The 25,187-nt window shown below is 41.8% G+C and carries 26 protein-coding genes and 1 riboswitch; of the genes, 8 read left to right on the top strand and 18 right to left on the bottom strand.

Features of this window, described 5'->3' with window-relative positions; genetic code table 11:
• Positions 1-81: 81 nt before the first annotated feature.
• The 8 genes from frp to O9295_RS08325 form a co-directional block, all read right to left on the bottom strand.
• Positions 82-408 carry a fluorescence recovery protein gene (frp, locus tag O9295_RS08360; RefSeq protein ID WP_002746320.1) on the bottom strand — a complete coding sequence of 109 codons (327 nt, stop codon included), beginning with the start codon at positions 406-408 and terminating at the stop codon, positions 82-84.
• 230 nt (positions 409-638) lie between these two features.
• Positions 639-1,601, bottom strand: coding sequence for an orange carotenoid-binding protein (locus O9295_RS08355; RefSeq protein ID WP_002760936.1), 963 nt, complete (start codon positions 1,599-1,601; stop codon positions 639-641).
• Positions 1,602-2,122: 521 nt separating this feature from the next.
• The gene (locus O9295_RS08350; RefSeq protein ID WP_288032645.1) at positions 2,123-2,881 is read right to left on the bottom strand and encodes an ABC transporter ATP-binding protein; all 759 of its coding nucleotides are present in this window, start codon (positions 2,879-2,881) and stop codon (positions 2,123-2,125) included.
• A 70-nt stretch (positions 2,882-2,951) separates the two neighbouring features.
• Positions 2,952-3,767, bottom strand: coding sequence for an ABC transporter permease (locus tag O9295_RS08345; RefSeq protein WP_125732435.1), 816 nt, complete (start codon positions 3,765-3,767; stop codon positions 2,952-2,954).
• 141 nt (positions 3,768-3,908) lie between these two features.
• Positions 3,909-4,949 (bottom strand): ABC transporter substrate-binding protein, encoded by a 1,041-nt coding sequence (locus O9295_RS08340; RefSeq protein WP_288032644.1) that lies wholly within the window; start codon positions 4,947-4,949, stop codon positions 3,909-3,911.
• A gap of 63 nt (positions 4,950-5,012) precedes the next feature.
• Positions 5,013-5,702 (bottom strand): hydrogenase nickel incorporation protein HypB, encoded by a 690-nt coding sequence (gene hypB / locus O9295_RS08335; RefSeq protein WP_147070361.1) that lies wholly within the window; start codon positions 5,700-5,702, stop codon positions 5,013-5,015.
• A gap of 58 nt (positions 5,703-5,760) precedes the next feature.
• Positions 5,761-6,117, bottom strand: coding sequence for a hydrogenase maturation nickel metallochaperone HypA (hypA, locus tag O9295_RS08330; RefSeq protein WP_002760929.1), 357 nt, complete (start codon positions 6,115-6,117; stop codon positions 5,761-5,763).
• 6 nt (positions 6,118-6,123) lie between these two features.
• Positions 6,124-7,302 carry an agmatinase family protein gene (locus tag O9295_RS08325; protein WP_288032642.1) on the bottom strand — a complete coding sequence of 393 codons (1,179 nt, stop codon included), beginning with the start codon at positions 7,300-7,302 and terminating at the stop codon, positions 6,124-6,126.
• Between the two features lie 68 nt (positions 7,303-7,370).
• Positions 7,371-7,505, bottom strand: a riboswitch (guanidine-I (ykkC/yxkD leader).
• A 358-nt stretch (positions 7,506-7,863) separates the two neighbouring features.
• On the opposite strand from O9295_RS08325, the gene O9295_RS08320 reads away from it, so the two are divergent.
• From O9295_RS08320 to O9295_RS08310, 3 genes are all read left to right on the top strand, one after another.
• Positions 7,864-8,556, top strand: a complete 693-nt coding sequence (locus O9295_RS08320; protein ID WP_288032641.1) for a PEP-CTERM sorting domain-containing protein — start codon at positions 7,864-7,866, stop codon at positions 8,554-8,556.
• Positions 8,557-9,307: 751 nt separating this feature from the next.
• Entirely contained in the window at positions 9,308-9,517 is a 210-nt protein-coding gene (locus O9295_RS08315) for a hypothetical protein (RefSeq protein WP_002760925.1), read from the top strand.
• Entirely contained in the window at positions 9,514-9,768 is a 255-nt protein-coding gene (locus O9295_RS08310) for a type II toxin-antitoxin system RelE family toxin (protein WP_147070355.1), read from the top strand. The genes O9295_RS08315 and O9295_RS08310 overlap by 4 nt, the downstream gene beginning before the upstream one ends.
• A 479-nt stretch (positions 9,769-10,247) precedes the next feature.
• On the opposite strand, the gene O9295_RS08305 is transcribed toward O9295_RS08310, so the two are convergent.
• From O9295_RS08305 to O9295_RS08270, 8 genes are all read right to left on the bottom strand, one after another.
• Entirely contained in the window at positions 10,248-11,213 is a 966-nt protein-coding gene (locus tag O9295_RS08305) for a permease (protein ID WP_288032640.1), read from the bottom strand.
• 245 nt (positions 11,214-11,458) lie between these two features.
• A complete protein-coding gene (locus O9295_RS08300) occupies positions 11,459-12,796 on the bottom strand; it encodes an anthranilate synthase component I (protein WP_288032639.1) in 1,338 nt (445 codons plus the stop codon).
• 349 nt (positions 12,797-13,145) lie between these two features.
• Entirely contained in the window at positions 13,146-13,523 is a 378-nt protein-coding gene (locus O9295_RS08295; RefSeq protein ID WP_002734118.1) for a hypothetical protein, read from the bottom strand.
• A gap of 36 nt (positions 13,524-13,559) precedes the next feature.
• The gene (locus O9295_RS08290) at positions 13,560-15,278 is read right to left on the bottom strand and encodes an ABC1 kinase family protein (RefSeq protein ID WP_288032637.1); all 1,719 of its coding nucleotides are present in this window, start codon (positions 15,276-15,278) and stop codon (positions 13,560-13,562) included.
• Between the two features lie 146 nt (positions 15,279-15,424).
• The gene (locus O9295_RS08285) at positions 15,425-16,186 is read right to left on the bottom strand and encodes a HEPN domain-containing protein (protein ID WP_288032636.1); all 762 of its coding nucleotides are present in this window, start codon (positions 16,184-16,186) and stop codon (positions 15,425-15,427) included.
• A complete protein-coding gene (locus O9295_RS08280) occupies positions 16,170-17,243 on the bottom strand; it encodes a ParA family protein (RefSeq protein ID WP_147070345.1) in 1,074 nt (357 codons plus the stop codon). The genes O9295_RS08285 and O9295_RS08280 overlap by 17 nt, the downstream gene beginning before the upstream one ends.
• Before the next feature lie 172 nt (positions 17,244-17,415).
• Positions 17,416-18,141, bottom strand: a complete 726-nt coding sequence (locus O9295_RS08275) for a Uma2 family endonuclease (RefSeq protein ID WP_004162223.1) — start codon at positions 18,139-18,141, stop codon at positions 17,416-17,418.
• A gap of 516 nt (positions 18,142-18,657) precedes the next feature.
• Complete coding sequence (locus O9295_RS08270) at positions 18,658-18,897, bottom strand: hypothetical protein (protein WP_272080536.1); 240 nt, start codon at positions 18,895-18,897, stop codon at positions 18,658-18,660.
• Positions 18,898-18,905: 8 nt separating this feature from the next.
• Here O9295_RS08270 and O9295_RS08265 point away from each other — a divergent pair, with 8 nt between their 5' ends.
• Positions 18,906-19,172: a glutaredoxin family protein gene (locus O9295_RS08265; RefSeq protein WP_002750529.1), complete on the top strand. Its 267-nt coding sequence runs from the start codon at positions 18,906-18,908 to the stop codon at positions 19,170-19,172.
• Between the two features lie 237 nt (positions 19,173-19,409).
• Here O9295_RS08265 and O9295_RS08260 read toward each other — a convergent pair whose 3' ends face one another.
• Positions 19,410-20,591 carry a serine hydrolase gene (locus tag O9295_RS08260; RefSeq protein WP_147072708.1) on the bottom strand — a complete coding sequence of 394 codons (1,182 nt, stop codon included), beginning with the start codon at positions 20,589-20,591 and terminating at the stop codon, positions 19,410-19,412.
• Positions 20,592-20,618: 27 nt separating this feature from the next.
• Positions 20,619-21,419: an RNA methyltransferase gene (locus tag O9295_RS08255; RefSeq protein WP_147072710.1), complete on the bottom strand. Its 801-nt coding sequence runs from the start codon at positions 21,417-21,419 to the stop codon at positions 20,619-20,621.
• Between the two features lie 36 nt (positions 21,420-21,455).
• Between O9295_RS08255 and O9295_RS08250 the strand changes: the two genes are divergently transcribed.
• From O9295_RS08250 to O9295_RS08235, 4 genes are all read left to right on the top strand, one after another.
• On the top strand, positions 21,456-21,611 hold the full coding sequence (locus tag O9295_RS08250) for a DUF2256 domain-containing protein (RefSeq protein ID WP_190718840.1): 156 nt from the start codon (positions 21,456-21,458) through the stop codon (positions 21,609-21,611).
• A 169-nt stretch (positions 21,612-21,780) separates the two neighbouring features.
• The gene (locus tag O9295_RS08245; protein ID WP_147072712.1) at positions 21,781-22,929 is read left to right on the top strand and encodes a glycosyltransferase family 4 protein; all 1,149 of its coding nucleotides are present in this window, start codon (positions 21,781-21,783) and stop codon (positions 22,927-22,929) included.
• Positions 22,930-22,938: 9 nt separating this feature from the next.
• Complete coding sequence (locus O9295_RS08240) at positions 22,939-24,273, top strand: TrkH family potassium uptake protein (RefSeq protein ID WP_288032635.1); 1,335 nt, start codon at positions 22,939-22,941, stop codon at positions 24,271-24,273.
• Between the two features lie 88 nt (positions 24,274-24,361).
• Positions 24,362-25,051, top strand: coding sequence for a potassium channel family protein (locus tag O9295_RS08235; protein WP_079210125.1), 690 nt, complete (start codon positions 24,362-24,364; stop codon positions 25,049-25,051).
• The last annotated feature ends 136 nt before the right edge of the window (positions 25,052-25,187 follow it).

Here is a 25,187-nt window from a genome sequence, read left to right as displayed (position 1 = left end):
ACGGGGTTGATTATCTAGAGATGAATTTTTTAGTCACCCAACTAGGAGCAGAAAGCTGATAGCTTAATGCTAATCATTAATTTACATTCGCGAGAGGGCAGCGATTTTCGCTAGTTTATCTTTTTCCAAACCGTTGAGATCCTCTAGCTTTAACCATCCTTCCTTTAACAGTTGGGCAAAGACAAAAATTAGGGAAGTATAGCGATAGTCATATTTACCATCAATCTGATGTCGTCGGGCGCTTAGATAATCGTGCATTTGCCAGATATCATCTAAAACCGTGATCTGACCAGACTGTTCTTTAATATGTTCTATTAAAGTGCTAGTTTCTCGCTGATAGGCTTTTTGGAAAGCAGTTTGAGCAATTTCTTGTTCCGTATCTGACCAAATTATTTCACTCATAGGCATGATTTTAGTTTTAGGGATGATAATTTTGGGTTTTTGAACTACCATGACTCTTTTCGCCGACATCTGTTAAGAATGATTGTTTAGTTATTCTTACCTAGATCAGAGAAGAAACCGGTGTATTTCCCAATTTTTTTAAGTCAGCCTTTTAATTGTAGAAAAAAAAGAGTTCACTTGACAAGGAACTCTAATAAGTTTCATCAGAATTTTTAATGATTTCTCTCAGTAGCTATTTAGCCACGGGCAAAGTTTAATAATTCTTTCGGAGAAGCTAATAAATCGATCGCTACGAAGAAAATTTTATTATCAGGAGTTAGGAGGAAGCGCCATGCCATATTCATACCCACACCCGCACCAAACCAGGGGGTTTGTACTTTTCCCGTCACTTTAATCTGAGTAAAACCGTCATCGGCGGGTTCCACTACACCGCATTCGGGGATTAATTTCAAATTTTGGCATTCTTCGCGGAAAAAGCGATATACTGCCTCTTTACCGACGATGGGACGTTGGAAAGGTGGTTGCAGAGCGCCGTCAGGGGTGAATAATTCAATTAATACATCAAAGTCATTGGCGTTGAGGTTGTCCATATAGTTGAGGACGGTGGCATTGGTAACGCCTTCAATGCTAACTTTGGTCCGTTCGGCAATATTTTGGGGAGGAACCACGGGTTCGGAAATACGGTTATAATCGCCTAGTTTCTTGGGATCATAGCCCATATCGACCACACAATTCCGCAGAACGGTGATTTGTTGTCCCGACTCTAATTTTTTAATCCCGTCTAAAACGGCGGTAGCATTAGCAGATAGTTCATAACCCTTGGGAATTGGGGCAACACTGCCATCTTCCATCCATTGTCCTAATTGATACCAGAATCCCAGCTTGATATTAGCAGACCAAGTGCCGTAGGTACGACAAATCGGGGTGTCAGCATGGTTCGCTAAGTCGCACATCACCTGCGACTGTTGCAGGGGTGACATCTGCCGAATTTCATTCATGGTTTTTTCGGCAAACACCATACTAGCAGCGCCGGGGGCGGCAACGGTGATGGTTTTGCCCATTTCTAGATAGGCAAACCAAATCAAGGCTAGTTGATCTTCGGTATTCAGCTGATTGAAACGCGCAATCGTGGCAGGAACCACATCCGCTGATAGCGTGTTGGGGAAAATGCTCCGCGCTGATTCGATCGTAAACGGCATAGATTCACCTTGAAGTAAAGTTTTGTATCAATTTAGTCTCATTCTATCATATTTGCGCCCCAAGGCAGCACCGATGGAGAAACTTTCCCAAAAAAAGCTGTACTTTAGATCACACTTACCCAGTATTATCACAAAATCTTAATGGTTGAACAACTGTTCTATCACTTATTTAGGGTCTGCTGAAAAAGTTTTTCGGTGGTGGCAGGGTGTGGGGTGTGGGGTGTGGGGTGTGGGGTTTTACTCATTTTCAGGTGGTCAATTACCTAATTTTCAGGGAAAAAGTCCAGGAATTTTACCCCCGATCACTGCAAGGGCTGGCACTTTTTGATTGACAAAAAGTCTAAAAGTCTTACCCAACAAGGTTTTTAGATTTATTCAGCAAACCTTATCTAGGTTTTGCGGCAGCAGCGAGCGATCGCTGTTTGGCGATGCTAGATAACGGAAAGTATCTCTAGAGGATGATTTTTGCTGCTCTAACTCGTTTTCAACCAGGGACTACTCTTGATGATCCCTAGTTTTTTCTAGGATTTCTCACCCCGTAGCAGGCCGTAAATTTGATCCGTATAGTCATAAAACTGAGCTTGTCGTTTAATTTTATGATTACGATCTAGGGGTAAATTAATTGTTAATTCCCGTTGTATAGTCCCCGGCCTAGCACTCAAAACATAAATACGTTGAGCCAAAAAAACCGCTTCATCCACATCATGGGTAATCATTAAAATACTACACCTAATTTTTTGCCAAATTTCAATTAAATATTCGTGCATTCTTTCTTTGGTTTGTACATCTAAAGCGGCAAAGGGTTCGTCCATTAATAAGACTTTGGGATGACAGGCAAGAGAGCGGGCGATCGCAACCCGTTGTTTCATCCCACCCGATAGTTCTCTAGGATAAGCATTAGCGAATTGAGTTAAACCGACAATATCCAGATAATAACAGGCTACTTCCCAGCATTCTTTTGTCGATAATCCCTGTAGTTTTAAGCCAAATTCAACATTTTTTTGGATCGTCATCCAGGGATAGAGTGTATAATTTTGAAAAACCATGCCGCGATCGGCTCCTGGCCCTGTCACTTCAACACCATCAACGGTAATTTTGCCGGAAGTGGGCAGCTCTAAACCCGCAATCATTCGCAACAAAGTTGATTTTCCCGAACCAGAGGCCCCGACCGCACAGACAAATTCAGCACTTTCAACGTGTAAATTAATATCTTTCAGAGCGACCACAGCACCTCGTTTAGTGATGAAAATTTTATTGAGTTGAGTAATTTCTAAGTGCATTAAGGTTCTTCTCTTATCATTAAAATAACTTTACTGGTGACAGAATAAACTCTGTTATTGAGTTTTTCAGTTAACGAGTAATTGACCATTTACAAGTCCACTGCAAAAACAAACGAAAACTTAAATCTAGGGCAAAGCCAATAATTCCCAGGACAATTAAACAGGCAAAAATTTCATCGGTTCTCAGAAATTTCTGGGCCAATAAAATCCGTTTGCCTAATCCATTATCCGCCGCCACTAATTCCGCCACCACTACCAAATTCCAGGCGGCCGCCATATTAACACGAAAAGTATCGATAACATTAGGAATAATATAGGGAGTAATCACTTTAAATAAAACCTGTTTTCGAGTTCCTCCAAGAGTATAAGTTACCTCGATCAATTCACGGGGAATGAACTTAACTGCATCCATAATCATCAGGGTATTAAAGAAAATTGTCCCGATAAAAATCAGCATAATTTTTGACGTTTCTCCAATACCCAAATAAATAACCAATAGGGGAATAAAAGCAGGAGCGGGCATATAACGTACAACGCCAATGATCGGTTCCATTAAACTACGAATACTCGGAAAAGTTCCCATTAAAATCCCTAGGGGAATAGCAAACAATCCTCCTAAAAAAAAGCCTCCAACTACTCGTAAAAAACTGGTCATAGTATCTTGAATTAAAAAGCCCTGTTCTGCCAATTTTCCTAAGGCCTGAATAACGGCTAAAGGAGAAGGCAAAAATACGGATTCAATGCCCGCAAAACTAGAGATTAGTAACCAGAAAATAAGCGGGACAATAATAGAGGAAACCATTAAAGTCCACTTTAGGGATTCGGGAATATCCTCGGTAATCCGCCAAAAAGTGCTTTGAGGAAGCGTTTTAGGTGTTGTGGTCATGGTATTTGCCAAAGAAAAGAATAATTTTGATAGCCAATATCACCCAGTTATCAAAAAATTCTTGCAGTCAACTTGTCTCTCTAATCCCTCTTGTAGATCGAGAATTGGAACCTTTAATTTCTCGAATGATCGAGGGGCTAATTAGGCGTTTTTGTCTTGATTTGCCAACGACTTGACAAATTTGGGCTCTAAAATGGTTGTTAGATCGGGGACTTTTTTAATAAAGCCAACTTCCCTCATAAAATCAGCCATTTTTTGAGCGGCAAAGGGCATATTTTTCATGGTTTTACCAGGACTAAAGGCTTCTAAGTTTTCTTCTAAGGTGAAAAACTTCGTTCCCTCTTTATATAAGGCCAATTCTTCTGTGCTAATGCCCGCACGCTTGGCCATAATCTCATCGGCTTTTTGGGGATTTTTAGCCATAAACTCTCGAACATCAAACCAGGTTTTGACAAGAGCCTGAACCTGTTCTGGTTTTTCTTTGATTAATTTGGCACTGACAACTAACAAATCAGGAATAGCACCGGGAAAAGCTTTAGAACTAATTAATTCTTTAGAACCTTTTCGTTTAAGGGCTGTTGACCAAAAAGGTGGAAAAGCAGCGACTGCATCTACTTTTCCCGATGCAAAAGCGGCAGCAGCAGCCCCTGTTTCCATGGGGACAATTTGCACATCTTTACGGCTCATTCCCTCTTTTCCTAGGGCTAAACTGAGGAGAAAGTCACCGACAACGCCTTCTTCGACAGCAACTTTTTTGCCTTTTAAATCTTGAATAGTTTTAATCTCTTCTGTGACAATAATTTTATCATTTCCTGACGAATTATCATTGACTAAAACAGCAACTTGACCATTCACTGCATCTCCTGCAAAAGCGATTGTATCGTTGAGAGTTTGGCTATTTCCATCTAATTGTCCGGCAGCTAAAGCTTGCAAGGATTCAAGATAACCATCAAACCATTTCATTTGAACATTAGCCCCATTTTTAGCAAATAATCCCTCTTCTTCAGCGATCGCCCAGGGCCACCAACCGGCCCAGTTACTATAACCGATGACAATGGGGGCAGTATTACTCAGAGAACTACTTGCATTGGGGGTTTGCTGAGGAGCTTGATTGCAACTAACGGTCAGGAGTAAGCTACTAAAAAAAACGAGAAGTAAGGAGAAAAAATTGCGCCGTTTCATAGATAATAGCCTTTAGAGATGACAGCTAGTAAAACAGAAATAAATCTCAAAAACTGTTACTGATTAACAATTCAAGAACCTAGTCCTATTGACTTGGCTTTTTAGCCAATTTAACCACTCTTCTAAACCTTCTCCTGTTTGAGCAGAAAGAGCGATAATCTTTACATCGGGATTCATAGAACGAACATTTGCCTCTAAACGTTTTAAATCAATCTCTAAATAAGGAGCCAAATCTAATTTGGTAATAATCAGACAATCCGCTTCTTGAAACATAATTGGATATTTGAGGGGTTTATCTTCTCCTTCAGTAATACTTAATAGAGCAACTTTAGCGTGTTCCCCTACCTCAAATTCGGCGGGACAAACTAAATTTCCCACATTTTCCACCAACAATAAATCAAACTCTTTGGGGTTATAATCTTCTTTGAAACGATGAATTCCCCCGGCTACCATTTTGGAATCTAAGTGACAGGAGCGACCCGTATTAATGGCAATCACGGGAACTCCATATTGTCTCAGGCGCTCTGCATCTAGTTCTGTAGTCATATCGCCTTCAATAACAGCCATTTTTAATTGATCTTTTAAGGCTGCGAGGGTTTTTTCCAATAACACAGTTTTACCCGCACCAGGACTGCTCATCAAGTTTAAACAGGTAATGCCCCACTCGTCAAAATGTTCCCGGTTGTGATCGGCTCCTGTTTGATTGGCATGAAGTAGATTAATTTCTAGGGCCGCGTCAAAAGTTTGGTGCATTTTAGTTGAGAATGAATAATTGATCATCGAACTTGTAGAAGCGATCACCCAACTTTGTTTAAGAATCTAAAGAATATTCAATGTGGTCAATTTTTAACTCTCGACCTGAACGAATATCCTCCATCGGTGATCGACAAGTTGGGCAGGAATATTGCTGGCCAATTTGGGGTTGATAATCTTTTTGGCAGCAATGACAATAAGCAATTAGGGGAATATTTTTAATCGCTAATTCCACGCCAGCAAGAAAAGTATTGGCAGTTTGAACTTCAAAGGCAAATTGTAAACTGACCGGTTCGACACAGGTAAATTCACCAACCATGAGATGAATTTTTTCAATTTTGAGCTTTTCAGGTTGGCTATCATACCAATCTCGAACTGTCATAATTAACGCCTTGGTCATATCAGTTTCGTGCATAGGAAATTACTGCCAGGGTTCGTCAACGGCCAGATTGGCCTCAGGATGAATATAATAGGGCTTTTCTTTACGGGGTAATTGACCTGAAATAACCAGATGGGCCATGGCATCACAAATAACACGGGTAGCCATCAAAGAGGTCATATCACTAATATCGTAGGGAGGGGAAACTTCCACCACTTCCATACCACAAATGGGAGCTTTTTGGATAATTTTACCTAATAAAGCTAAGGCTTCACGGGGTAATAAACCGCCAGGTTCCGGCCAACCTGTACCGGGGACAAAACCAGCATCAATGCAATCAATATCAAAACTAATCCAAACGCAATCCGTACCATCTAAAGCTCGTTCTAAGGCAAATTCGGCGGCGGCATCAATGCCTCGTTCAACAATGTCGGTGACGGTCAAAATATTAGTGGCCCGCTCGCGGCAAACTTTAACACCTTGACGGGGAACTTGCCAACCACCAATCCCTAATTGGACGAGATTTTTAGCAGGAGCATTTTTCATATTGGTGGCATGAAACCAGGGGCAAGTGTGCATCCGTTCATCTAAATCTGTTTCCTGGGTATCCACATGGCGATCAAAGTGAATAATACCGACTTTTTTATCCCCTAAATGCCGACAAATACCCCGCACCGTCGGAAAACCAATGGAATGATCACCCCCTAAAATAATCGGCAATGCGCCGGAACTAAAGACATGGGCAACCCCCTTCGAGATTTGATCAAAGGACTTTTCATTATTAGCAGGAATGGTGAAAATATCCCCCAAATCACAGAGCGTAATTTGTTCGCGCAAATCTACCCCTAATTCAAAATTGTAGGGTGTATAAAGGGCCGAAATCCGCCGAATTCCCTGGGGACCAAAACGAGTTCCGGGTCGGTAAGTTGTCCCCGAATCATGGGGAACACCGACGATTGCCACGTCATAATTGCCCACATTCCGCACATCTTCCAAATAGGGAGCCTTCATAAAGGTGTTAATTCCCGCATAGTGGGGTAACTCACCCCTGGAAAAGGTGGGAATACTGCGATTGCGAATACTATCGGCCGCCTCTAAACCGTAGGTTAACCCCTGAGAAACTTCCTGTTGCCAACCGGTTAGGGGCAAATGGCGTTCTTTTTCTAAGGCCTGTTGAGCTTCAGTTACATGAGGGGGTTGAAAAGTAGATTCCTCGGACATCATTTTACCTCAAAATACAATAACCCGGGAGTCTTCAAAGACACTGCCTCAAAACAGTTATCCTTAAAGTCTCCCGGGCTTTTATCCCGCCGTGTAGCCAGCTTAGATGGAAAAAATTTTTGATCCGCTCATTTAAGACTAGCTTGCTCCTCTCGGGCCTGACATTTAAAGAAGTTTAAATCGGAACCCTAGAAGCAATTTTCTTGACTTTAGACGATCTCAATCCAAAAAACAGTATCATAGACTACATAAAAGGGGATTTTTCCCGCTTAGATATGGTTTGCTGAATAAGTCTCTTGGTGGGGGCAGGGTGTGGGCTGTAGGGTTTTACCAGTTTTCAGGTGGTCAACTACCTAATTTTCAGGGAAAAAGTGCCTAAATTTTGGGGTTGTCAGATCAGAATATGAAGAATGAATTGCGACACAACGAAAGCCTTGCTCTGAAAGCGTTGTCAAGTCCGCTCTGACGCGCGATTATCTTCACACTTGACAACGCTTGTCATTTTTGGTAAGTTATGGCGTAATTGCAAGCTCAGCAATATTTTTTAGGGGGCATTTATTTGTGACATTAGCAAAACTAATCAAAAACTCCGTTGGGGGGGGGCTAATACTTATCAGTCTTTCCATCGCCAGTGGAGTACAAGCGGCAACTATTACAATTCCGGTGACCGTTAACAGCAAAGCTGCTCCTTGGCTTTGGGATAATACGACTCTGAATACAGCTTATCAATATGGAGTGAAGGATAACATAGCTCCAAGTACAATCAATAGCAGTTCTGGGTTAGATTTTGCCGCCGGAAATGCTCTGACAATTAATTATCTCAACGGGAAGACCAATGCTTTTGGAGGTTCTCCTGAAGTAGAGGCAAAAGGTTATTTCGGCTCATACACCACAAATGGCTTTGGGGGGAGTAGCGGATTAGGGTTTCCCAGCAAATATATGACGGCTGATTGGGATACTTACCTAAATCAGCTAGTAGGTACGTTTGCTGATGCAACTGGAGCCATCATCGGTACACCTTTTGCTATTGGGTTAGGACGTACAGTTTCCATTCCAGTGGGTGCAACTCAACTTCAATTAGGAATTAACGACGATATCTTCGCCGATAATACAGGGGAATTAAACCTTACCGTCTCCCAATCTGTATCCGTTCCCGAACCTAGCACAATTTTCGGCTTAGGTGTATTAGGATTTGGTGCTTTCTTCAAGCACAACCTAGCTAAATCTAACAAGTCAAATAAACAGGACAACTAAACGGGTTAAATTTTGGGCGCAATGTTTGCGCCCCTACATTGCACCTGGTGTAATCGGTAGTGGCCTATAGTGTACTGCCTTTCTTCGATAATCCTTTCTTATCACCATAACTCCGGCAAGCAGAATTAAGATGAGTTAGAGTTTAAATGCTTGGGAAAATAGGGCTTGTAGGCGCACGGATTTTCCATTATGAATATAATATCATGTCAAGGGGCTTTTGTCAAGAGAAATTTTGACAACATCCAGAAAAACGTAGCCTATTGTAGGGCTAATTCATGAATTAGCCCTACTGGACTGTTTCAGCTAATTTGGTGTATTAGAAAAATGCTATAAATTCTATAATCTAAGATTTTAAGCCGAAATCTATTGCCCTATTTTAGTTGAAACAGTCTAGTAGGGTGCGTTAGACGGCAAAAATTTACGCTTTGACTTCAAGCTAACAATCCGTCGTAACGCACCACCAATCATCGACTATGATTGGAATGATTGAATGATAGACTATGATTGAATTAATCACTGATAACTGATAACTGATAACTGATAACGGCTCTTCTCGACTTTGTGTGATAATTTTTGCTTATGGAATCCTGAAGTGCTTATTGGGCAAAACTTTTAGGACTATTTTGCGGAAGAAATTATCAGTATAGACCTCGTTTCCACACAGAAACCAGAAGAGCCTGATAACTGATAACTGATTACTGATAACTGATTACTGATTACTGATTACTGATGACTGATGACTGATAAAGCTATGACACTCAAAGAACAACTAATTAAAGAAATCGAGCAGACACCTGACACCCTTTTGACTGAATTACTTGACTTTTTGCTCTTTATCAAAGAACGACATACTGCAATAGAAATTACAGAAGAAGAGCAAGCTAACATAATCGCTTCTGAATCAGCTTATCAAGCAGGAGACTATCTAACCCTCGAAGAATATGAGGCAACTCAAGCGTGAACTACAGAGTTATTATTCCGAAACCCGTTCAAAAACAACTAAACAACTTACCCAAACAACAACGCGAACGCTTAATTACTGTCATTAGACTACTTACCGATACACCTCGTCCTAGCGGAGTCAAGAAACTCAAAGGATATGATGAAACCTACCGAATTAGAATAGGGGATTATCGCATCATTTACAAAATTCAAGATCAAGAAATGCTGATTATCATATTGAGTAGTATTCATCGAAAAGATGCTTATTGAACCTCTAAGTAGGTGGGTGTAATTCAATATAAGATGAACGTAGGTTGGGTTGCCTATAGATATTGCTAATCAACAGGATCATCATCTTTATGGAGTTCCCAAATCTTAAGCAAAGTAGAACCTCTCTATCGAGAAGCGATTAAGATTGCTACCCAAGTATTAGGGGAAAATCATCCCTATACCCAAACCGTTTATCAGAATTATCTGAGGATGCTGTCTTAACTATGATTGGAATGATTGAATGATGGACTATGATTAGGGAGCTAGTTAGGATTTGCTGAAAAGTAAATGCCTAACCCTAGTGGATTAGAGATGAAGATTGATTGAATGAACGAATCCTAGTCAATCACATAATCACATAAATCATAGTTAAGACCATTGGAAAATAGGGCTTGTAGGCGCAAGGCTTTCCCATTATGAATATAATATCATGTCAAGGAGCTTTTGTCAAGAGAAAATTTTTTTGACCCGGAAGGAATTCAACCTAGATAAAAACTGAGGATCAGAGCCACTAAAAAACTCATTAACAGGCATAAAATTCCGAAATAAAGGACGATTTTAGCACGGAAAGCTGATAGGAGGAGGATAAAAGCTTTAATATCAATGAGGGAAGCGACCAGTAAAAAAGCTAGAGTGGAACCCACGGACAGATTAGTAATTAAAGAACCGGGGACAAAAGTGCTAAGACTGGCATTAACAGCGAGGGTGAAACCAAAGAACAACTGCACGAGAATTTGAGTAACGGGACTATTCCCCCAGGCAATTAATTGACTCTGAGGTAATAATAGCTGAAAGACACTAGATATCGCACAGCCAATGATTAATAATCCCCCTAATTCCAGTGCTTCATCGATAAAGTTATCGAGAAATAACTGCACAGAAATTGGCCAAGCTTGCCTATCTCTAGTTTTATACTCATAAACAAGACTGCCGACTCTTTGTAGGGGTTGACTGGCTGCTTCCTCTGGTAAAAAACTCCCGGAAAGAACTAAACTCGATTCTAGGGGAATTTCGCTATCGGTGCGGGGTTTTTCCCGATAGAAACTAAAGAGAGTGCCGATAACAATTGCCATTAACCAGACCGAAAGCGATCGATAGAAGAAAATACTAGAATAGCTGAAAGTCTGCCAAGTTAGCCAAAGAGTGACGATATTTAGGGTAGGTGCAGCGGTGAGAAAGCTAAACACCACCCCTGGGGGTACTCCCTCTAATAAGAATCTTCTAGCGACGGGAATCGTGCCGTATTGTCCGACCGGTAGGATTAATCCGATGGCACTGCCAACGATCGCTCCTAAGACTCGATTACGGGGAAATATCGCCGCTAATCGCTGTTTATTGACGAAAACCAGCAAAAAACTGGAAACGGCCGTCCCGAAAAGTAAAAAGGGAAGCGAGGTCAAGACTAAACTAAGAAAAAAAGTAACAGCGATAGAAATTTGATTCATGAATAGGGTTCAAGATCGGAAGCTATCCTACAAAATAGCAGATAAGGTAAAAAGTAAAAAGAGCGGTTTTAGATGCAACAATAGGTAGCTGGTTATAATTAAATTAAACATGGATTTTAGGTTCGATCCCCCCTGCCCCCCTTGATAAGGGGGGTGCCGATCCCCCCTTAGTCACCCCTTAATAAGGGGGGCATCTGATAATTTTTAATGCCTACCTACTTAGGTGAGTTTGTTGAAATCAAAAATTAAAAAGAACGTAAAGCGATTAATTGTGCCTCAGCTTTATGAAGGGATTCTAACCATTCTTTTTCGGGATCACTATCGGCAACTATTCCCGCTCCCACTTGTCCCCAAACGGTGTTTAAATCCCCCTGAGCGGTCATTAATAGGGTACGGATGAGAATATTCAAATCTAAATGACCTCGTAGGTCAATATAGCCACAGGAACCATAGAATAAATTGCGTCGCACCGGTTCCAATTCTTCGATAATTTCTAGACAACGAACTTTCGGACAACCGGTAATTGTTCCCCCGGGGAAAAGAGCTTTAATTAAATCAATAGCATGATACTTTTTATCTAATTTTCCTTGAACATTACTGACCAAGTGCATAACATGACTATAACGCTCGATCGTCAGTAATTCATCCACATCAACCGATCCCCATTCACAAACTCTACCCAGATCATTGCGTTCTAGATCCACTAGCATAATATGCTCGGCCCGCTCTTTTTTATTAGTTAATAGTTCCTCGGCCAATTGTCGATCGAGTGCCTCGGTTTTACCCCGGGGACGAGTTCCAGCGATCGGTCTAGTGCTGGCTATTCCTCTTTCTAATTTCACCAATCTTTCGGGAGAACAACTAATCATTTCTCCCCAAGGGGTGCGCCAATAACTGGCAAAAGGAGAAGGGTTAATCTGTTGTAAACTGCGATAAATTTGCCATCCTTTTGCCCTAGTTGTGCTTTGAAATCTTAGGGATAAATTTGCTTGAAAAATATCGCCTTTTCTGATATAATCTAAGGCTTTTTTAACAGCTTTTTCGTAGTCGAGTTGAGAAGTATAAAAGATTAAGGGAGAGGGACGAGGATCGATAAACTCAAAATCCGGTTGATTGCTTAAAGATTGTTCGTATTTATCTAAATCTTCGGGTTTGCTGGCAGCTAACCAGAGAATTTGTGCTTGGTGATCGAGAATGGCAAAACTATCCGGTTCATACCAATAAGCGACGGGAAAAGGGAGAGTATCAGCTTTCCTGTCGGGTAATTTTTCTATTTCCCAAGCTAAATCGTAGCCTAACCACCCCAACCAACCACCATGGAAAGGAAGATGATCGGGAAGAACATCAGATCGAGTTTGGGGGAGTAAACTGCTTAAAAAGGGCAAAATTTCCCCTAGTGCGGGGGTCCAAAGCTGACGCGGGGAACCAGCACAAAGAGAGTAACGGGAGAGGGAATTACCCGGATAGGGACTTTCTAGTAAAGTAGCGATCGCATCTTGGGAGAATAAGCAGGCAAAAACCTCGGAACCGGTGCGCTGATGCAGAGGAAGCGATCGCCAATGCCATGCTAAAGGTTTTTGCATCTAAAATTGCGGGCCAAAATAGCTGTGAAATTGGGTATAACTAGGGTTTGCGGCAAAAAGTTTTTCGTGGGGGTAGGGTGTAGGGTGTGGGGTGTGGGGTGTGGGGTTTTACCCATTTTCAGGTGGTCAATTACCTAATTTTCAGGGAAAAAGTCCCGGAATTTTCCCCCCAATCACTCCAATGGTCGGCACTTTTTGAGGGAAAAAAAGTCTAAAGACCTTATCCAACAAGGTTTTTAGATTTATTCAGCCAACCCTAACTAGGGGTTTGGTGTTAGTTGTGGGGTAGTTGATTTTTCCTATCTGCTAACACCTATTCGCTTAGTCCTAAATGTTTGCTGTCTGCTAATTATCCCCGATAATCGAGGTCAATTTCTTTAGAACCGCCGCGCTGTAATTGGCCTAATAATTCCCCTAACTGACTCCAAACCAAACCACCGATAAAGATAGTCATCGGGAGAGAGATAGCGTAGGCAACCCAACCATTGAGAATAAATATATCTAATCCCGAGGCCAGGAAAAGACAGATTCCTACACAAATACCGATAAAAGGAATTTGTAAGGAACTAGATTTTAAAAGATTTTGATCGTCTGAACCCTTATTTTTATACCAATTGTTAACCACTTGCTTGAGACTAGCTTCAAAAGCGGCCCCGCAGGTAATACCGATAAATAAACCGGCAAAAACTAGAAAATAGGGCGGTTGGGGCAGAAAATAATAATCCATAGAAAAAGTGATTAAGCGATGATGACCTTAAACACTTTAACGCGAACTGGTTTCTCGCGGAAGGACAGCGGCCACACCTTGGGACGATAATTCCCGAAAAGCGCTCATGGCCACATCCAAGAGTCGCCGCGGTTGCAATTCTCCTTGAATTAAACCCCAGAGACGTTGCACTTCGGCAGTATGGAGACGGTCATCTTCCGTTAAAGCTAATAGCAATTGACGACGCAGATAACGACCTTCTTCCGAGAGAAGAAAAGTGATGCCTAATTGTGCGGTGGGCAGTAAATCGAAGTTACTTTCCGAGCGAGCCATTGTAATCATGTTTTCTAGGCGTTGCCACTGGAATTTACCGTCTTTGAACAGCACATCCAATAAACGCCGCCGCAGTTGGGGCGATTCCCCTGTCAGGAGACGTTTAGCAACGTAGGGATAGGCCACTTGGACGATTTTGAAGTTAGGATCGAGGGTGAGGGCTGCCCCTTCTTGGGTGACGAGGGAACGAATAATCAGGGCAAATTTGGCGGGAATCCGGAAGGGATACTCGTACATCAATTCGGAGAAATCATCGGTAATGGTGCGGAAATTGAAGTCACCGACCCTTTGACCGATGGCATTGCCTAAAACTCGTTCTAGCGCTGGAATAATAGGTTTTATATCCGTTTCTGGGGTTAAAAATCCCAGTTTGACAAAGTTGCTGGCCAGGTTTTCGTAGTCTTTGTTAATTAAATCGACGACGCAACTAGCGAGGGTTTCTTTAGTTTCCTCCTCTAACTGGTCCATCATGCCAAAATCGATATAGGCCATGCGACCATCAAAAGTGGCGAAAAGATTACCCGGGTGGGGATCAGCGTGAAAAAAGCCGTGTTCGAGGAGTTGCTGTAATCCGGAGGTGACGCCGATTTTAACGATATTATTGGGGTCTAATCCTAAAGCTTTGATGTTCTCGGTATCGGTGAGTTTATAGCCATCAATCCATTCCAGGGTGAGGACGCGGCGACCACTATAACGCCAGTAGATACTGGGAACTTTAACTTCGGGGTTATTTTGGAAGTTGGTGGCGAATTTTTCAGCGTTGCGACCTTCGTTTTGATAGTCGATTTCCTCAAAGAGTTTGGTGCCGAATTCATCGACAATCAGGGTGAGGTCGTGGCCGAGATTGAGGGGTAATAAACGACCGAATTTTTGGGCGGCCCAGCGCATTAGGTATAAATCGAGGCTTAAAAGCGCCCGCAGCCCGGGCCGTTGCACTTTAACGGCTACTTCTTCACCGGTGGGGAGTATCGCTTTGTAAACCTGTCCTAAACTAGCGGCAGCTACCGGGGTGGGGGATATTTCTCGATAGGCTTTTTCTACGGACATTCCCAATTCTGTCTCGATAATGGCAAAAGCGATGTCGTTATCGAAGGGGGGAAGTTGGTCTTGCAGTTTAACTAATTCGTCTAAAAAGTCTCTGCGAACGAGGTCGGGACGGGTAGAGAGAGCTTGACCGACTTTGATGAAGGTGGGACCCAAACGGGTGAGAATTTGCCTAAGTTCGCTGGCACGCTGGTATTTATTGGCTTCTTCTTGCTTTGTCCATTTGTCCCAGAGGAGACTGAGGAGAAATAATCCTAAAGACCAAATAATCACGAAAGCGCGACCGAACAATTGCCAAGGTTTGTAACGGTATTCTTGAGCGATCGCTGCTGCACTGTAAGGAGTGAACTGTGTTTCTTCTCGTTTCCCGTCAGTTTGACTGTCTTGATGCCGACTCACTAGCTAATCTCTATATATCTTACGCCACTTCATATTGTAGCTAAGTTCTTGACATCAGTATACAAAACTACACATTATTTAATAATTGTTATAATTCCCTGAGAAATTATAAGTATTTATAACTAGACTGCTGGGGAAATTCTCGGCTAGTGGATGTCCTCAAGTACCTGATGGATATTTTCAACAAGCTGTTCTATAAAGTTAACGGCATCATTAACCATATTTTCATCGATATTCCAGCGACTGCCAATGCCATAACTCGGGTCTATATCAGCTTCATGGGCGATTTGGTTCCTTCGCTCAACAATTGCGCTAAGTTGGCTTTTAATATCTTTGGCTGGTTTATTTAGTTTGCTGGCCACTTCTTCCCACAATTTCTTGGCTGAAATTAGTCTAATGGCCTCCGCTATCTTGTCCGGTTGTTGATAGCTTTCATAGCTGAGTTTTTCTCTAATTTCAGTCTCTAGCCAATAATTACTATTAAGTTTGTTGGTGAGGAGATTTTCAATCATTGGTAGTACCTCGGAAATTGAGCGAGATTCTTGATCAAAAAAAGAACCGTAGTTTTGTTGAATTTCGTTCTCTAACCAAGAGCCAATACTAATAGCTATCAATCGTTCTTGTCGTGCGCCATTCAAGGAGACTTGAAAACGAGAAAAGGCAGATTGAGAACTGTTAGGAGTGGGAGAAGGTTCTGAACGTTGGCCTCGATAAATTTCTAGCATTCCTAGAGTAACCACTTCGTGAATATAATAATCTAAAGCGCTCACAGTCAGGACTAAAGCGGCTCTGAGGATATCCGATACATCTAGGGCGGAAGTAGTCTGAGATTTGAGGGAATTGTGGATAGCGATCAAGTCACGAACGCGGGCAAGACTAAGGCGAAATTGTTCAATGGCTAACTGCATAAATCTCGGAGGTAAGACCGATAACTTTGTCTGCTAAGTCAGAAAAAATCTTTTTAAAGTCCTCTTGTTTTTCTTGGGCTTTACCTAACACTTTACCCTGCCACTTAGCTGATTTCAATTGTTCAGCAGTTAGCGCAAAAACAGGCATTTGATGCTCTTGAGATAAGGCAATAAGACTATTAAAATTAGGAATTTTTACTAGAGTACAGCAGTCTGGTACACCATTCTGATCGTAGATAAATTTCGGTAGCATCATGCCATTTTTTCCTAGGGCTGGAATCATTTTATTGCCGATATTTTCCTCGATTGTGTTAATCCAGTTTTCAAAGGCTTTTGTTTCTTTTCCACGAATAATTCGATAGTTCTGAACAATAGTTCCCAAAAAATGTAGGTTAACTTCGGGGAAGGGATAGTTGGCGGTTTTGAGAATTGGTAAAGCACTAGCTGCCTTAGCCCATTGGTGCCACTTAGGCAAGATTTTAGTTAAAGAATCGATAGCCATAACCGAGAAAAAATCCGCTGTGGTTGGCACAATAAAAAAGTTGCTGGTCATCAGTATATTTTGATTGATTGACCCCAAACTGGGACTCATATCGATTAAAATATAGTCAGCTTGAAATCTTTCGGCAGTTTTGTCTAATAAATATGTAATCGCACCGGGGAGATTTTTTAAAGCCTGAATTGACCCACTAAGTTCTTGAGCAATACCTAGGGTAACTTCATATTCAGCTAACCCCACATGACCAGGCAGTAAAAATAAGTCATCACGACCATCAATAGGAATACAGTCCACAGCTTCGATTAATCTCGGTTGAGACTCAAAAGCAGGTGCTAAAGCTGTTTTAATATTAGAGTAAGTATTGTAGATGGCTTGTAGTCTTTCCTCCCTATCTTCACTTTCATTAGTCAAAGCCATACCAGTTAAGTTACATTGGGGATCGGTATCGACAATAATTACTCTTTTGCCCTTCTCAGCAAGCATCCAACCAAGGTTAAAAGTGGTTGTAGTTTTGCTCACTCCACCTTTATGATTAAAAAAAGCTATTTTTTGCACCATGGCATTAATTATATTTGAAGATTGTTGCCCTTGGTCATTATTGTAACATCAGTGTGGAGATTTTGCCATGATTTCTAGGCTAGAATCAGAGTTTCGGATTACTCATCTTAATGCCTAGCAATTAAGGAAAAATTGCGCCGTGGTTTCCACCCTAACACCCCCAACCGGATATTTAAGCAATTTCATCGGGATTAATGCCCAATTCTCGCAGCTTTTGGGCTAATTTTTCCGCCCGTTGTTGTTCTCTTTCTTTGGCTAATCTTTCCTGTTCTTTGGCTAATCTTTCCCGTTCTTTGGCTAATCTTTCCTGTCGGGCCGACTCTTGAGGGGTGGGAACCAATTCACCTGATTCGGTGAAATAGCGCAATTTATTGGCAAAAATTCCTAAATATAATCCTAGTTGCTTACTCCATAAATAACCGTTTTCATTGGGGGTAATCGGTTGGTATTGTCCCTCGATTAAAGTGAATCCTTGCCATTCTAAAGTATTAGGATCAAACCAAAAATATTCAGGAGTCCGGAAAGTATGCTGATATAGTTCCTTTTTGGCTTTTCTGTCCACATTAGCGGTGGAATCGGAGAGAATTTCGATGATTAAATTGGGATATTTACCCCCTTCTCCCCAGACAACCCAACTTTTCCTGGGACGTTTCTCTGTATCTAAAACCACGAAAAAATCTGGTCCACAAAAATCTCGCTGTTTCAGTTGTCTTTCGTTATAATAAATAGTCAAATTGCCCGAGGCATAGTAATCGTTTCTATCTTGCCAGAGCCAATCAAGACAAGATAATAATAAAATAATTTGTTGTAAATGCAGATCACTTTCCAAGGGTGGTTCATCACTCCATAAATCGGTGGGAGGACAGACAATATCGGTAGCAATATCTAGGGTTGTCATCGTTTATAAACCCATTGAGTCAATTTGGGGTGATTCTAGCAAGAAGCCACAATCAATACAATTATATTATAAGTCCGATCGTTTTGCTTGGGGTGCATCTCATTTTTGTAAATCTACTAAGTGGGGATTTTTAAGGGGAAACTCTCTGCTAAAATCGGGCGTTACTTTCGGTTTTATCACTCAATCCAAGCTTTTGGGGGGTAGAACCCCCCAACGGGGTAGGGTTGATTCATAGTAGGGTTGATTCATGAATCAACCCTACCGCGCATTAGTTTTTCGGTGGGATGCTTACACGCGATTGTTCATATTTTTGTACCAATTTAAGAGTCACTGATAATTGCTGATTGTCGGTATTTCCGCAAATGTGGGATGCACCCCTTAATCTTCCGCTCGGTCCTAGGGAGATTTTTGTCAAGTCTGAAATCGAATTACTTAACAATTTGGTGAAGGTGAATCAACGAAATCCGTCAAGCTTTATTAAGGGGGGTTTGCCCTCAATCTCCTTGCTTGAAGGACTTATAAAAACCAGAAGAAAGCAATTAAAATAACAGTGAGAGTGGCGGCAAAAATGAGAGCGTATTCAATTTTTTGATTGATAATACCAATAACAATGACTAGGGTAATTGCCAGAAGAAACACACCGATATAGACTAGATCTTGAGTACCTGAATTAACTAAATTATTATTTAAAGTCGTTGTGGGTGTGGGAGTTTGTAGAATTGTTGATGAGAGACTAATCGTGGAGGTAATGAACATAAATATTTATGACTACCATAGAACTAATTTTATACAGTAAACCGGACTGTCATCTTTGCGAAGGGTTGCTAGAGAAACTAGAAAAAATCCGTCAACCGGAGTGGCAGTTAGAAATTAGGGACATTACCAGTCGAGAGGATTGGTTTAACGCTTATCAGTACGAAATCCCCGTCCTCTGTCAAAAACTGGCCACGGGGGAAAAAATCCTTCCTCGTCTTTCCCCCCGGGCAAATGCCGAACAATTGGCCCGTCTTTTAGCCAATAATTTAACCTAGGGGCTAATTAGGGTTTGCTTAATAAATCTAAAAACCTTGTTGGATAAGACTTTTAGACTTTTTTTCCCTCAAAAAGTGCCAGCCATTGCGGGGATCGGGGGCAAAATTCCTGGACTTTTTCCCTGAAAATTAGGTAATTGACCACCTGAAAATGGGTAAAACCCCACACCCCACACCCCACACCCCACACCCCACACCCCACACCCTACCCCCACGAAAAACTTTTTGCCGCAAACCCTAATTACCCGGACCAGGAATAACGACCGGACTAGGAGAGGGAGAAGATTGGGCGACCGGTTGCGGTTTGGCTGCGGGTTGAGTTTGATACCATTTAAAGTGTTGGTAGGCCGTGCGCGATATTTGTTGAATCAGAGTCCTAGCGTTACTATCATTGTGGGGACGTTTGACCATCACTGCTCCTAGATAGCGTTTCCCGTTGGGCATATCAATAATCCCCGCATCCGCTAACATCGAGCCAATATCACCGGTTTTATGGGCAATATCGGCGGATTTCTCGATACCTTGCGGCAGCAGGGTGCGAGTGCGCGTTTCCTGCATAATATTCAATAGACGATCGCGGGAACGTAAACTAAGTAATTCCCCTTGATTAACTTTTCCTAAGATTGTCACCAAATCTCTCGGACTTGTGGTATTGGTTCCTTCCAAGTCTGGTAAAGCGTTATTAATTACCGTACTGGTCAAACCCCAAGCTTGAAAACGCTGATTAAGAGCCTTTTTGCCGCCCATGCGCTTAATTAACATATTAGTAGCGGTATTATCGCTAATTACGTTCATTTTAGTGGCGGTTTCTAGGGCAGTATAGGTTTTATTCGCTCCTAGATACTGCATATCCCCGGACCCACTGGCCATGACATCCTTAGTGGCCACAAGGGGTTCATCGAGACGAATTTTTCCCGCATCCACATCCTCAAAAAAGGCCACCAGAATCGGGATTTTAATCGTACTAGCGGCGGCAAAAATAGTATCTCCGCGAAAATTAGCGTAAGCACCGTTATCGAGGTCAATAAATAAAGCTCCCGCCTGTAATTTCGGATATTTGACCGCTAAAGCCTGTAATTTCTGGTTGAGGCTGCTGAGATTTTCGTTGAAAACTAACGTGGTCGGTTTTGGGGTGACGGGTTGGGGAGTCGGGGGATTGGTAGTGGTGGGTTTTGGGTGTAGAGGTAATTTGCTCGGATCCACCACGGTTAAAACCGTACCAGCGATCGCACCTAAACCGACACCAAGGATAGAGAAGCGAAGAAGCTGAAGGAGAAAAGAGGCGATTAGGTTAGTTTTACGCTGTTTTTTTGCCCTTTTAACCGGTAAAGACTTTTTTTTGTTGTTTAAGTCCATGGCCCTAGGGGACCCAGGGCCAGATTGGACTTTAGTAGGACGACGAGTTACTTGACGAGTCACGGTTTTCCTCAAGGGTATCCAGATTTATTATCGATCGCTAGGAGAATTTTTTTTCTTGCCCTTGAGACTATCAAGACCGAGAAAAAGTTGCCCGATACTTTCAATATGACCGATAATACCCCGCAGCAGGGCTAATTCCTCCACCGTGGGCCGGGCCCGATGATAAAATTGCCGGAATTTCTCCATCCTAGCGGCGGCGGTGTGGGGGTAAAGATAGCCAATTTTGAGCAAAAAGCTCTCCAAGTGCTGATAATAGCCTTCTAGAGCCTCAAAAGTGGCATTAGGGGGCGTTTCTAACCGGGGTTCGAGCCTATTTTCCGTCGCCATTTGGTACAGTTCGTAGGAGCAAACCGCCACCGCTTGGGCGAGATTGAGGGAGGAATATTGAGGATTAGCGGGAATACCGACAAAACGCTGGGCGTGGTTCAGTTCGCTGTTACTTAAACCCCGGTCTTCTGGACCAAAAATTAAGGCCGATTCTAGGTTAGGGGTGAGTAACCAGGGTAAGGCGGCCCGGGGTGTTTCGAGGGGAGTATTCAGGTGACGGGGTTTCGAGGTGGTGGCAATGATGCGATGACAACCCTGCAAAGCTTCCCCAAGGGTGGCTACCCGTGAACAGTTTTCTAGGACTTCAATCCCGTGTACTGCCATGCGTCGCGCTTCTTCTCCCAGGATATCACAGGCAGGATTGACGATAATTAAGCGACTTAAGCCCATATTCCGCATAATTCTGGCAGTGGAACCCACATTTAAGGCTCCGGCTGGTTCAACCAAAATAATTCTCAGGCGATCAAGTGGGGAACTCTGATTATTTTCATCTACACTCATAGATAAGGCGCAGTTTTTGACTTTTTAAGTTTAATCATGGCACGTCAGGTCTCGAAGTCCGATCTTCCCAGTAAAATTTGTCCCGTTTGCGGTTTATCCTTTACTTGGCGCAAAAAGTGGCAAAACTGTTGGCATGAGGTCAAATACTGTTCAGAACGCTGTCGTCGTCGCAAGTCCTCGGTGAATCAGTAAAAAGCCGAGAATTTTAACTATCAAATAGGCACTCTTGCAAAAGGCAATTTTTAGCTGAGGACTTAGATGGGTAATTAATTTTGCTTAGGTACTCTATTAGCTTTTAATTTTACGGCTAATTTAGTAAGCTGATATTTGGCTAAATTAACTTTTTCTTAAGAGAATCTCAATGCACATTGCCTGGTTAGGAAAAAAATCTCCTTTTTGCGGTAACGTTACCTATGGGCGAGAAGTGACTAATTCCCTGCTCGATCGAGATTATCAAGTCAGTTTTCTGCATTTTTCTTCCGAAAAACCCACTGTCAGCGATTGGCCCGACTTTTACGACGAAATCACCCTGCCACGTCTCTATAGTTCCCAAGTCTATACTATTCCCACCCTGAAATCGAGTCGGGTTCTACAGGATAAACTCAGGGAACTGAAACCCGATCTAGTTCATGCGTCCTTACCCCTGTCTCCCCTCGATTTTCTGCTACCGGAAATTTGTGAGTCTTTAGATTTGCCTCTGGTGGCGACTTTTCACCCGGCTTTTGATAGTAAAATTCGCAATCTCATCTCTAGTACCCAATTATTAACCTACCAACTACACGCCCCTTTTTTAGCTAATTACGATAAAGTAATTATTTTTTCCACCTCTCAACGGGATTTTTTAGTTAAATTGGGAGTTCCCGAAGAAAAATTAGCAATTATTCCCAATGGGGTTGATGTTAATAAGTATTGTCCAGGACCCTCGAATATTAAAGCTCAATATAATGCCGATTGTTTATTTGTTTATCTCGGTCGGATCATGCCGGAGAAAAATGTAGAATCTTTATTGAAAGCTTGGAAAAAAACCAGTTTAGGTGATAGATGCAAACTGCTCATTGTGGGCGATGGTCCGTTAACTCCTTCCCTTAAACCTTTTTATGGAGAAGAAGATGGTATTATCTGGTTAGGTTTTATCGGCGATGAAAATAAACGAATTGAAATTTTGCGCGGGGTTGACGGCTTTATTTTACCCTCATTAGTGGAAGGTTTATCGATTTCCCTCTTAGAAGCGATGGCCTGCGGTGTTGCTTGTCTGGCTACGGATGTGGGGGCCGATGGGGAAGTGTTAAAAGGTGCGGGAATAGTTCTAGATACTAAAGGACTAATTACCCAATTAAAAACTCTCTTGCCCGTATTACGAGATCATCCCGAATTAACAACAATTTTCGGACAAAAAGCCCGTCAAAGAGTTTTAGACTCTTACAGTCTCAGCAAAAATATCGATCGCTTACAGTTAGTTTATCAAGAAGTGTTAGCCAAAAAACAATCTTCTCTTAGCTACTTTCACTAAGGAATTTATATGACGATTGCCCGGACAATTTGCTTGGGATTTATTGCGGTAATTTTAGCGGGAACTTCCCTGTTGATGTTGCCTGTTTCTACCACTAGCGGCACTTGGAATGACCCAATTGTTGCCCTCTTTACCTCCACTTCTGCTGTCTGTGTTACGGGTTTAGCAGTAGTAGATACGGGTACTTATTTTTCTTTTTGGGGTCAATTATTTATTGCTTTATTAGTGCAAGTGGGGGGTTTGGGATATATGACCACTACCACTTTTTTAATGTTATTAGTTGGGCGAAAATTTGACCTGAGACAGAAGTTAGCGATTCAAGAATCCTTTGATCGACCTTTCCTACAAGGTAGTCAAAGTTTAATGAAATCAGTGATTGCTACTACTCTAGTTTTTGAGTTAACAGCAACTTTGGTTATGTTAACTGTCTTCGCCCAAAAGTATGATTTTAGATATGCGGTGTGGTTATCTTTATTCCATAGTATTAGTGCTTGGAATAATGCTGGTTTTGGCTTGTTTAAAGATAACTTGATGTCCTATCAATCCTCAATTATTATTAACTTAGCTATCACAGGATTGATCATTTTTGGAGGTATCGGTTATCAAGTAATTATCGAGTTTTATACTTGGTCTATTCACCGCTTTCGATATAAAAGAAAAGGCTTTGTTTTTTCTCTTAACTATAAAGTTGCTATCAGTACAACTATATTTTTATTAGTGATGGGAACATTGGCTTTTTTATTTACTGAACAGGGAAATGGTGACACTTTGGCTAATTTATCAATTAAAGATAAATTGCTGGCCGCTTGGTTCCAATCGGTAACATCGAGAACAGCAGGATTTAATACCATTGATATCGGTAAAATTTCCGTAGAAGGTTTATCAATTACCATGGCTCTCATGTTTATAGGAGCCAGTCCTAGCGGTACAGGCGGCGGTATTAAAACCACAACTTTTAGGATTTTATATAACTGTACCCGCTCGGTTTTAAGAGGTCGTGAAGAAGTGACTCTTTATCAAAGACGCATTCCTATGCCGTTAATTTTAAAGTCAATGGCGGTGGTTTTTGGTTCGGTTATAGCGATTATTGTCTCCACCCTAGCTATCTCATTTGTGGAGACAGATTTTCAAATGATTCAACTGTTTTTTGAGGTAGTTTCTGCCTTTGGAACTGTCGGACTATCTATGGGTATAACCGCCGCTTTATCGCCGATTTCTAAGTTAATTATTGTTTTTATGATGTATCTGGGACGGGTGGGAGTTATACTTTTAATAGCGGCTATCATCGGCGATCCGAAACCAACAGTTATTAATTACCCCGAAGAAAACCTTTTAGTGGGATAATTAATATCAGTTATCAGTTATCAGTTTCTCCTGTCTCCTCACTCATTGACACTAGCATTTTAAATGCGTAACAGTTTAACTTCAAATTATGCAATCAATTAAATTTTTTAGTAGTATGCGTCCCCAAAATCGTCAATTTGCCGTCATCGGATTAGGCAGATTTGGGCGCGCCGTCTGTGAAACCTTACGCAAACAAGGTTATCAAGTAGTAGCGACAGATATTGACGAAGGATTAGTAGCACAAGCGTTATCCGATCGAATAGTAGATAATGCGATCGAGCTTGATTCTACCAAACCTAACGCCCTGCGAGAAGCGGGAATTTTTGAAACCGATACGGTGATTGTCGCTATTGGTAAATACGTGGAAGAAAGTATCATTACTACTCTCAATTGTAAGGAAGCGGGGGTTAATTTTGTCGCCGCTAAAGCCTCCACAGAAATCCATGGAAAATTACTCAAAAAAGTTGGTGCAGATTTAGTAGTTTTTCCCGAATACGATGCTGGTTGTGAGTTAGCGCACCGTTTAACTAGACCATCAATTTTAGAACGATTTGATCTCGATCCTGAACATAGTATTGTCGAGTTAAAAGTCCCGGAAGCTTTTCACGGTAAAACCCTAGCAGAGTTAGAAATTCGTAATCGTTATGGGTTAAATATTGTCGCTGTCGGTAATGCGGAAAAATTCAAGATTAACCCCAATCCCCAAGAAAGATTATACAAGGATTTAGCCATGGTGGTGATTGGTTCTAACCGAGATATTCAGCGTTTACCGATTTGACACTCCCCGCTCTAAAGAGACGGGGATTCTTGGTTCACAGAGATTACTTGCTTAGACAGAATTGCTTCTGAAAAAGTAGAGGTATTCTCTCCCCAAGCGTTTATTGGATCGAGCCCAAAGGTTCCGGTATGCCCTA

This window comes from Microcystis sp. LE18-22.4A, from assembly GCF_027531105.1.
In the GTDB taxonomy this organism is placed as follows: domain Bacteria; phylum Cyanobacteriota; class Cyanobacteriia; order Cyanobacteriales; family Microcystaceae; genus Microcystis; species Microcystis aeruginosa.
Note: the sequence above shows the minus strand (reverse complement) of the source record. Positions and strands in the feature narration are given on the sequence as shown.

Coding starts and splice junctions, on each gene's coding strand:
- hypB (WP_147070361.1), bottom strand. CDS start 5,702: ATGCACCAAACTTTTGACGCGGCCCTAGAAATTAATCTACTTCATGCC.
- O9295_RS08345 (WP_125732435.1), bottom strand. CDS start 3,767: ATGACCACAACACCTAAAACGCTTCCTCAAAGCACTTTTTGGCGGATT.
- O9295_RS08355 (WP_002760936.1), bottom strand. CDS start 1,601: ATGCCGTTTACGATCGAATCAGCGCGGAGCATTTTCCCCAACACGCTA.
- O9295_RS08265 (WP_002750529.1), top strand. CDS start 18,906: ATGACTACCATAGAACTAATTTTATACAGTAAACCGGACTGTCATCTT.
- O9295_RS08295 (WP_002734118.1), bottom strand. CDS start 13,523: ATGGATTATTATTTTCTGCCCCAACCGCCCTATTTTCTAGTTTTTGCC.
- O9295_RS08340 (WP_288032644.1), bottom strand. CDS start 4,949: ATGAAACGGCGCAATTTTTTCTCCTTACTTCTCGTTTTTTTTAGTAGC.
- O9295_RS08300 (WP_288032639.1), bottom strand. CDS start 12,796: ATGCAAAAACCTTTAGCATGGCATTGGCGATCGCTTCCTCTGCATCAG.
- O9295_RS08350 (WP_288032645.1), bottom strand. CDS start 2,881: ATGCACTTAGAAATTACTCAACTCAATAAAATTTTCATCACTAAACGA.
- O9295_RS08280 (WP_147070345.1), bottom strand. CDS start 17,243: ATGGTGCAAAAAATAGCTTTTTTTAATCATAAAGGTGGAGTGAGCAAA.
- O9295_RS08275 (WP_004162223.1), bottom strand. CDS start 18,141: ATGACAACCCTAGATATTGCTACCGATATTGTCTGTCCTCCCACCGAT.
- O9295_RS08255 (WP_147072710.1), bottom strand. CDS start 21,419: ATGAGTGTAGATGAAAATAATCAGAGTTCCCCACTTGATCGCCTGAGA.
- O9295_RS08240 (WP_288032635.1), top strand. CDS start 22,939: ATGACGATTGCCCGGACAATTTGCTTGGGATTTATTGCGGTAATTTTA.
- O9295_RS08235 (WP_079210125.1), top strand. CDS start 24,362: ATGCAATCAATTAAATTTTTTAGTAGTATGCGTCCCCAAAATCGTCAA.
- O9295_RS08325 (WP_288032642.1), bottom strand. CDS start 7,302: ATGTCCGAGGAATCTACTTTTCAACCCCCTCATGTAACTGAAGCTCAA.
- O9295_RS08285 (WP_288032636.1), bottom strand. CDS start 16,186: ATGCAGTTAGCCATTGAACAATTTCGCCTTAGTCTTGCCCGCGTTCGT.
- O9295_RS08305 (WP_288032640.1), bottom strand. CDS start 11,213: ATGAATCAAATTTCTATCGCTGTTACTTTTTTTCTTAGTTTAGTCTTG.
- O9295_RS08270 (WP_272080536.1), bottom strand. CDS start 18,897: ATGTTCATTACCTCCACGATTAGTCTCTCATCAACAATTCTACAAACT.
- O9295_RS08250 (WP_190718840.1), top strand. CDS start 21,456: ATGGCACGTCAGGTCTCGAAGTCCGATCTTCCCAGTAAAATTTGTCCC.
- O9295_RS08245 (WP_147072712.1), top strand. CDS start 21,781: ATGCACATTGCCTGGTTAGGAAAAAAATCTCCTTTTTGCGGTAACGTT.
- O9295_RS08315 (WP_002760925.1), top strand. CDS start 9,308: ATGACACTCAAAGAACAACTAATTAAAGAAATCGAGCAGACACCTGAC.
- hypA (WP_002760929.1), bottom strand. CDS start 6,117: ATGCACGAAACTGATATGACCAAGGCGTTAATTATGACAGTTCGAGAT.
- frp (WP_002746320.1), bottom strand. CDS start 408: ATGCCTATGAGTGAAATAATTTGGTCAGATACGGAACAAGAAATTGCT.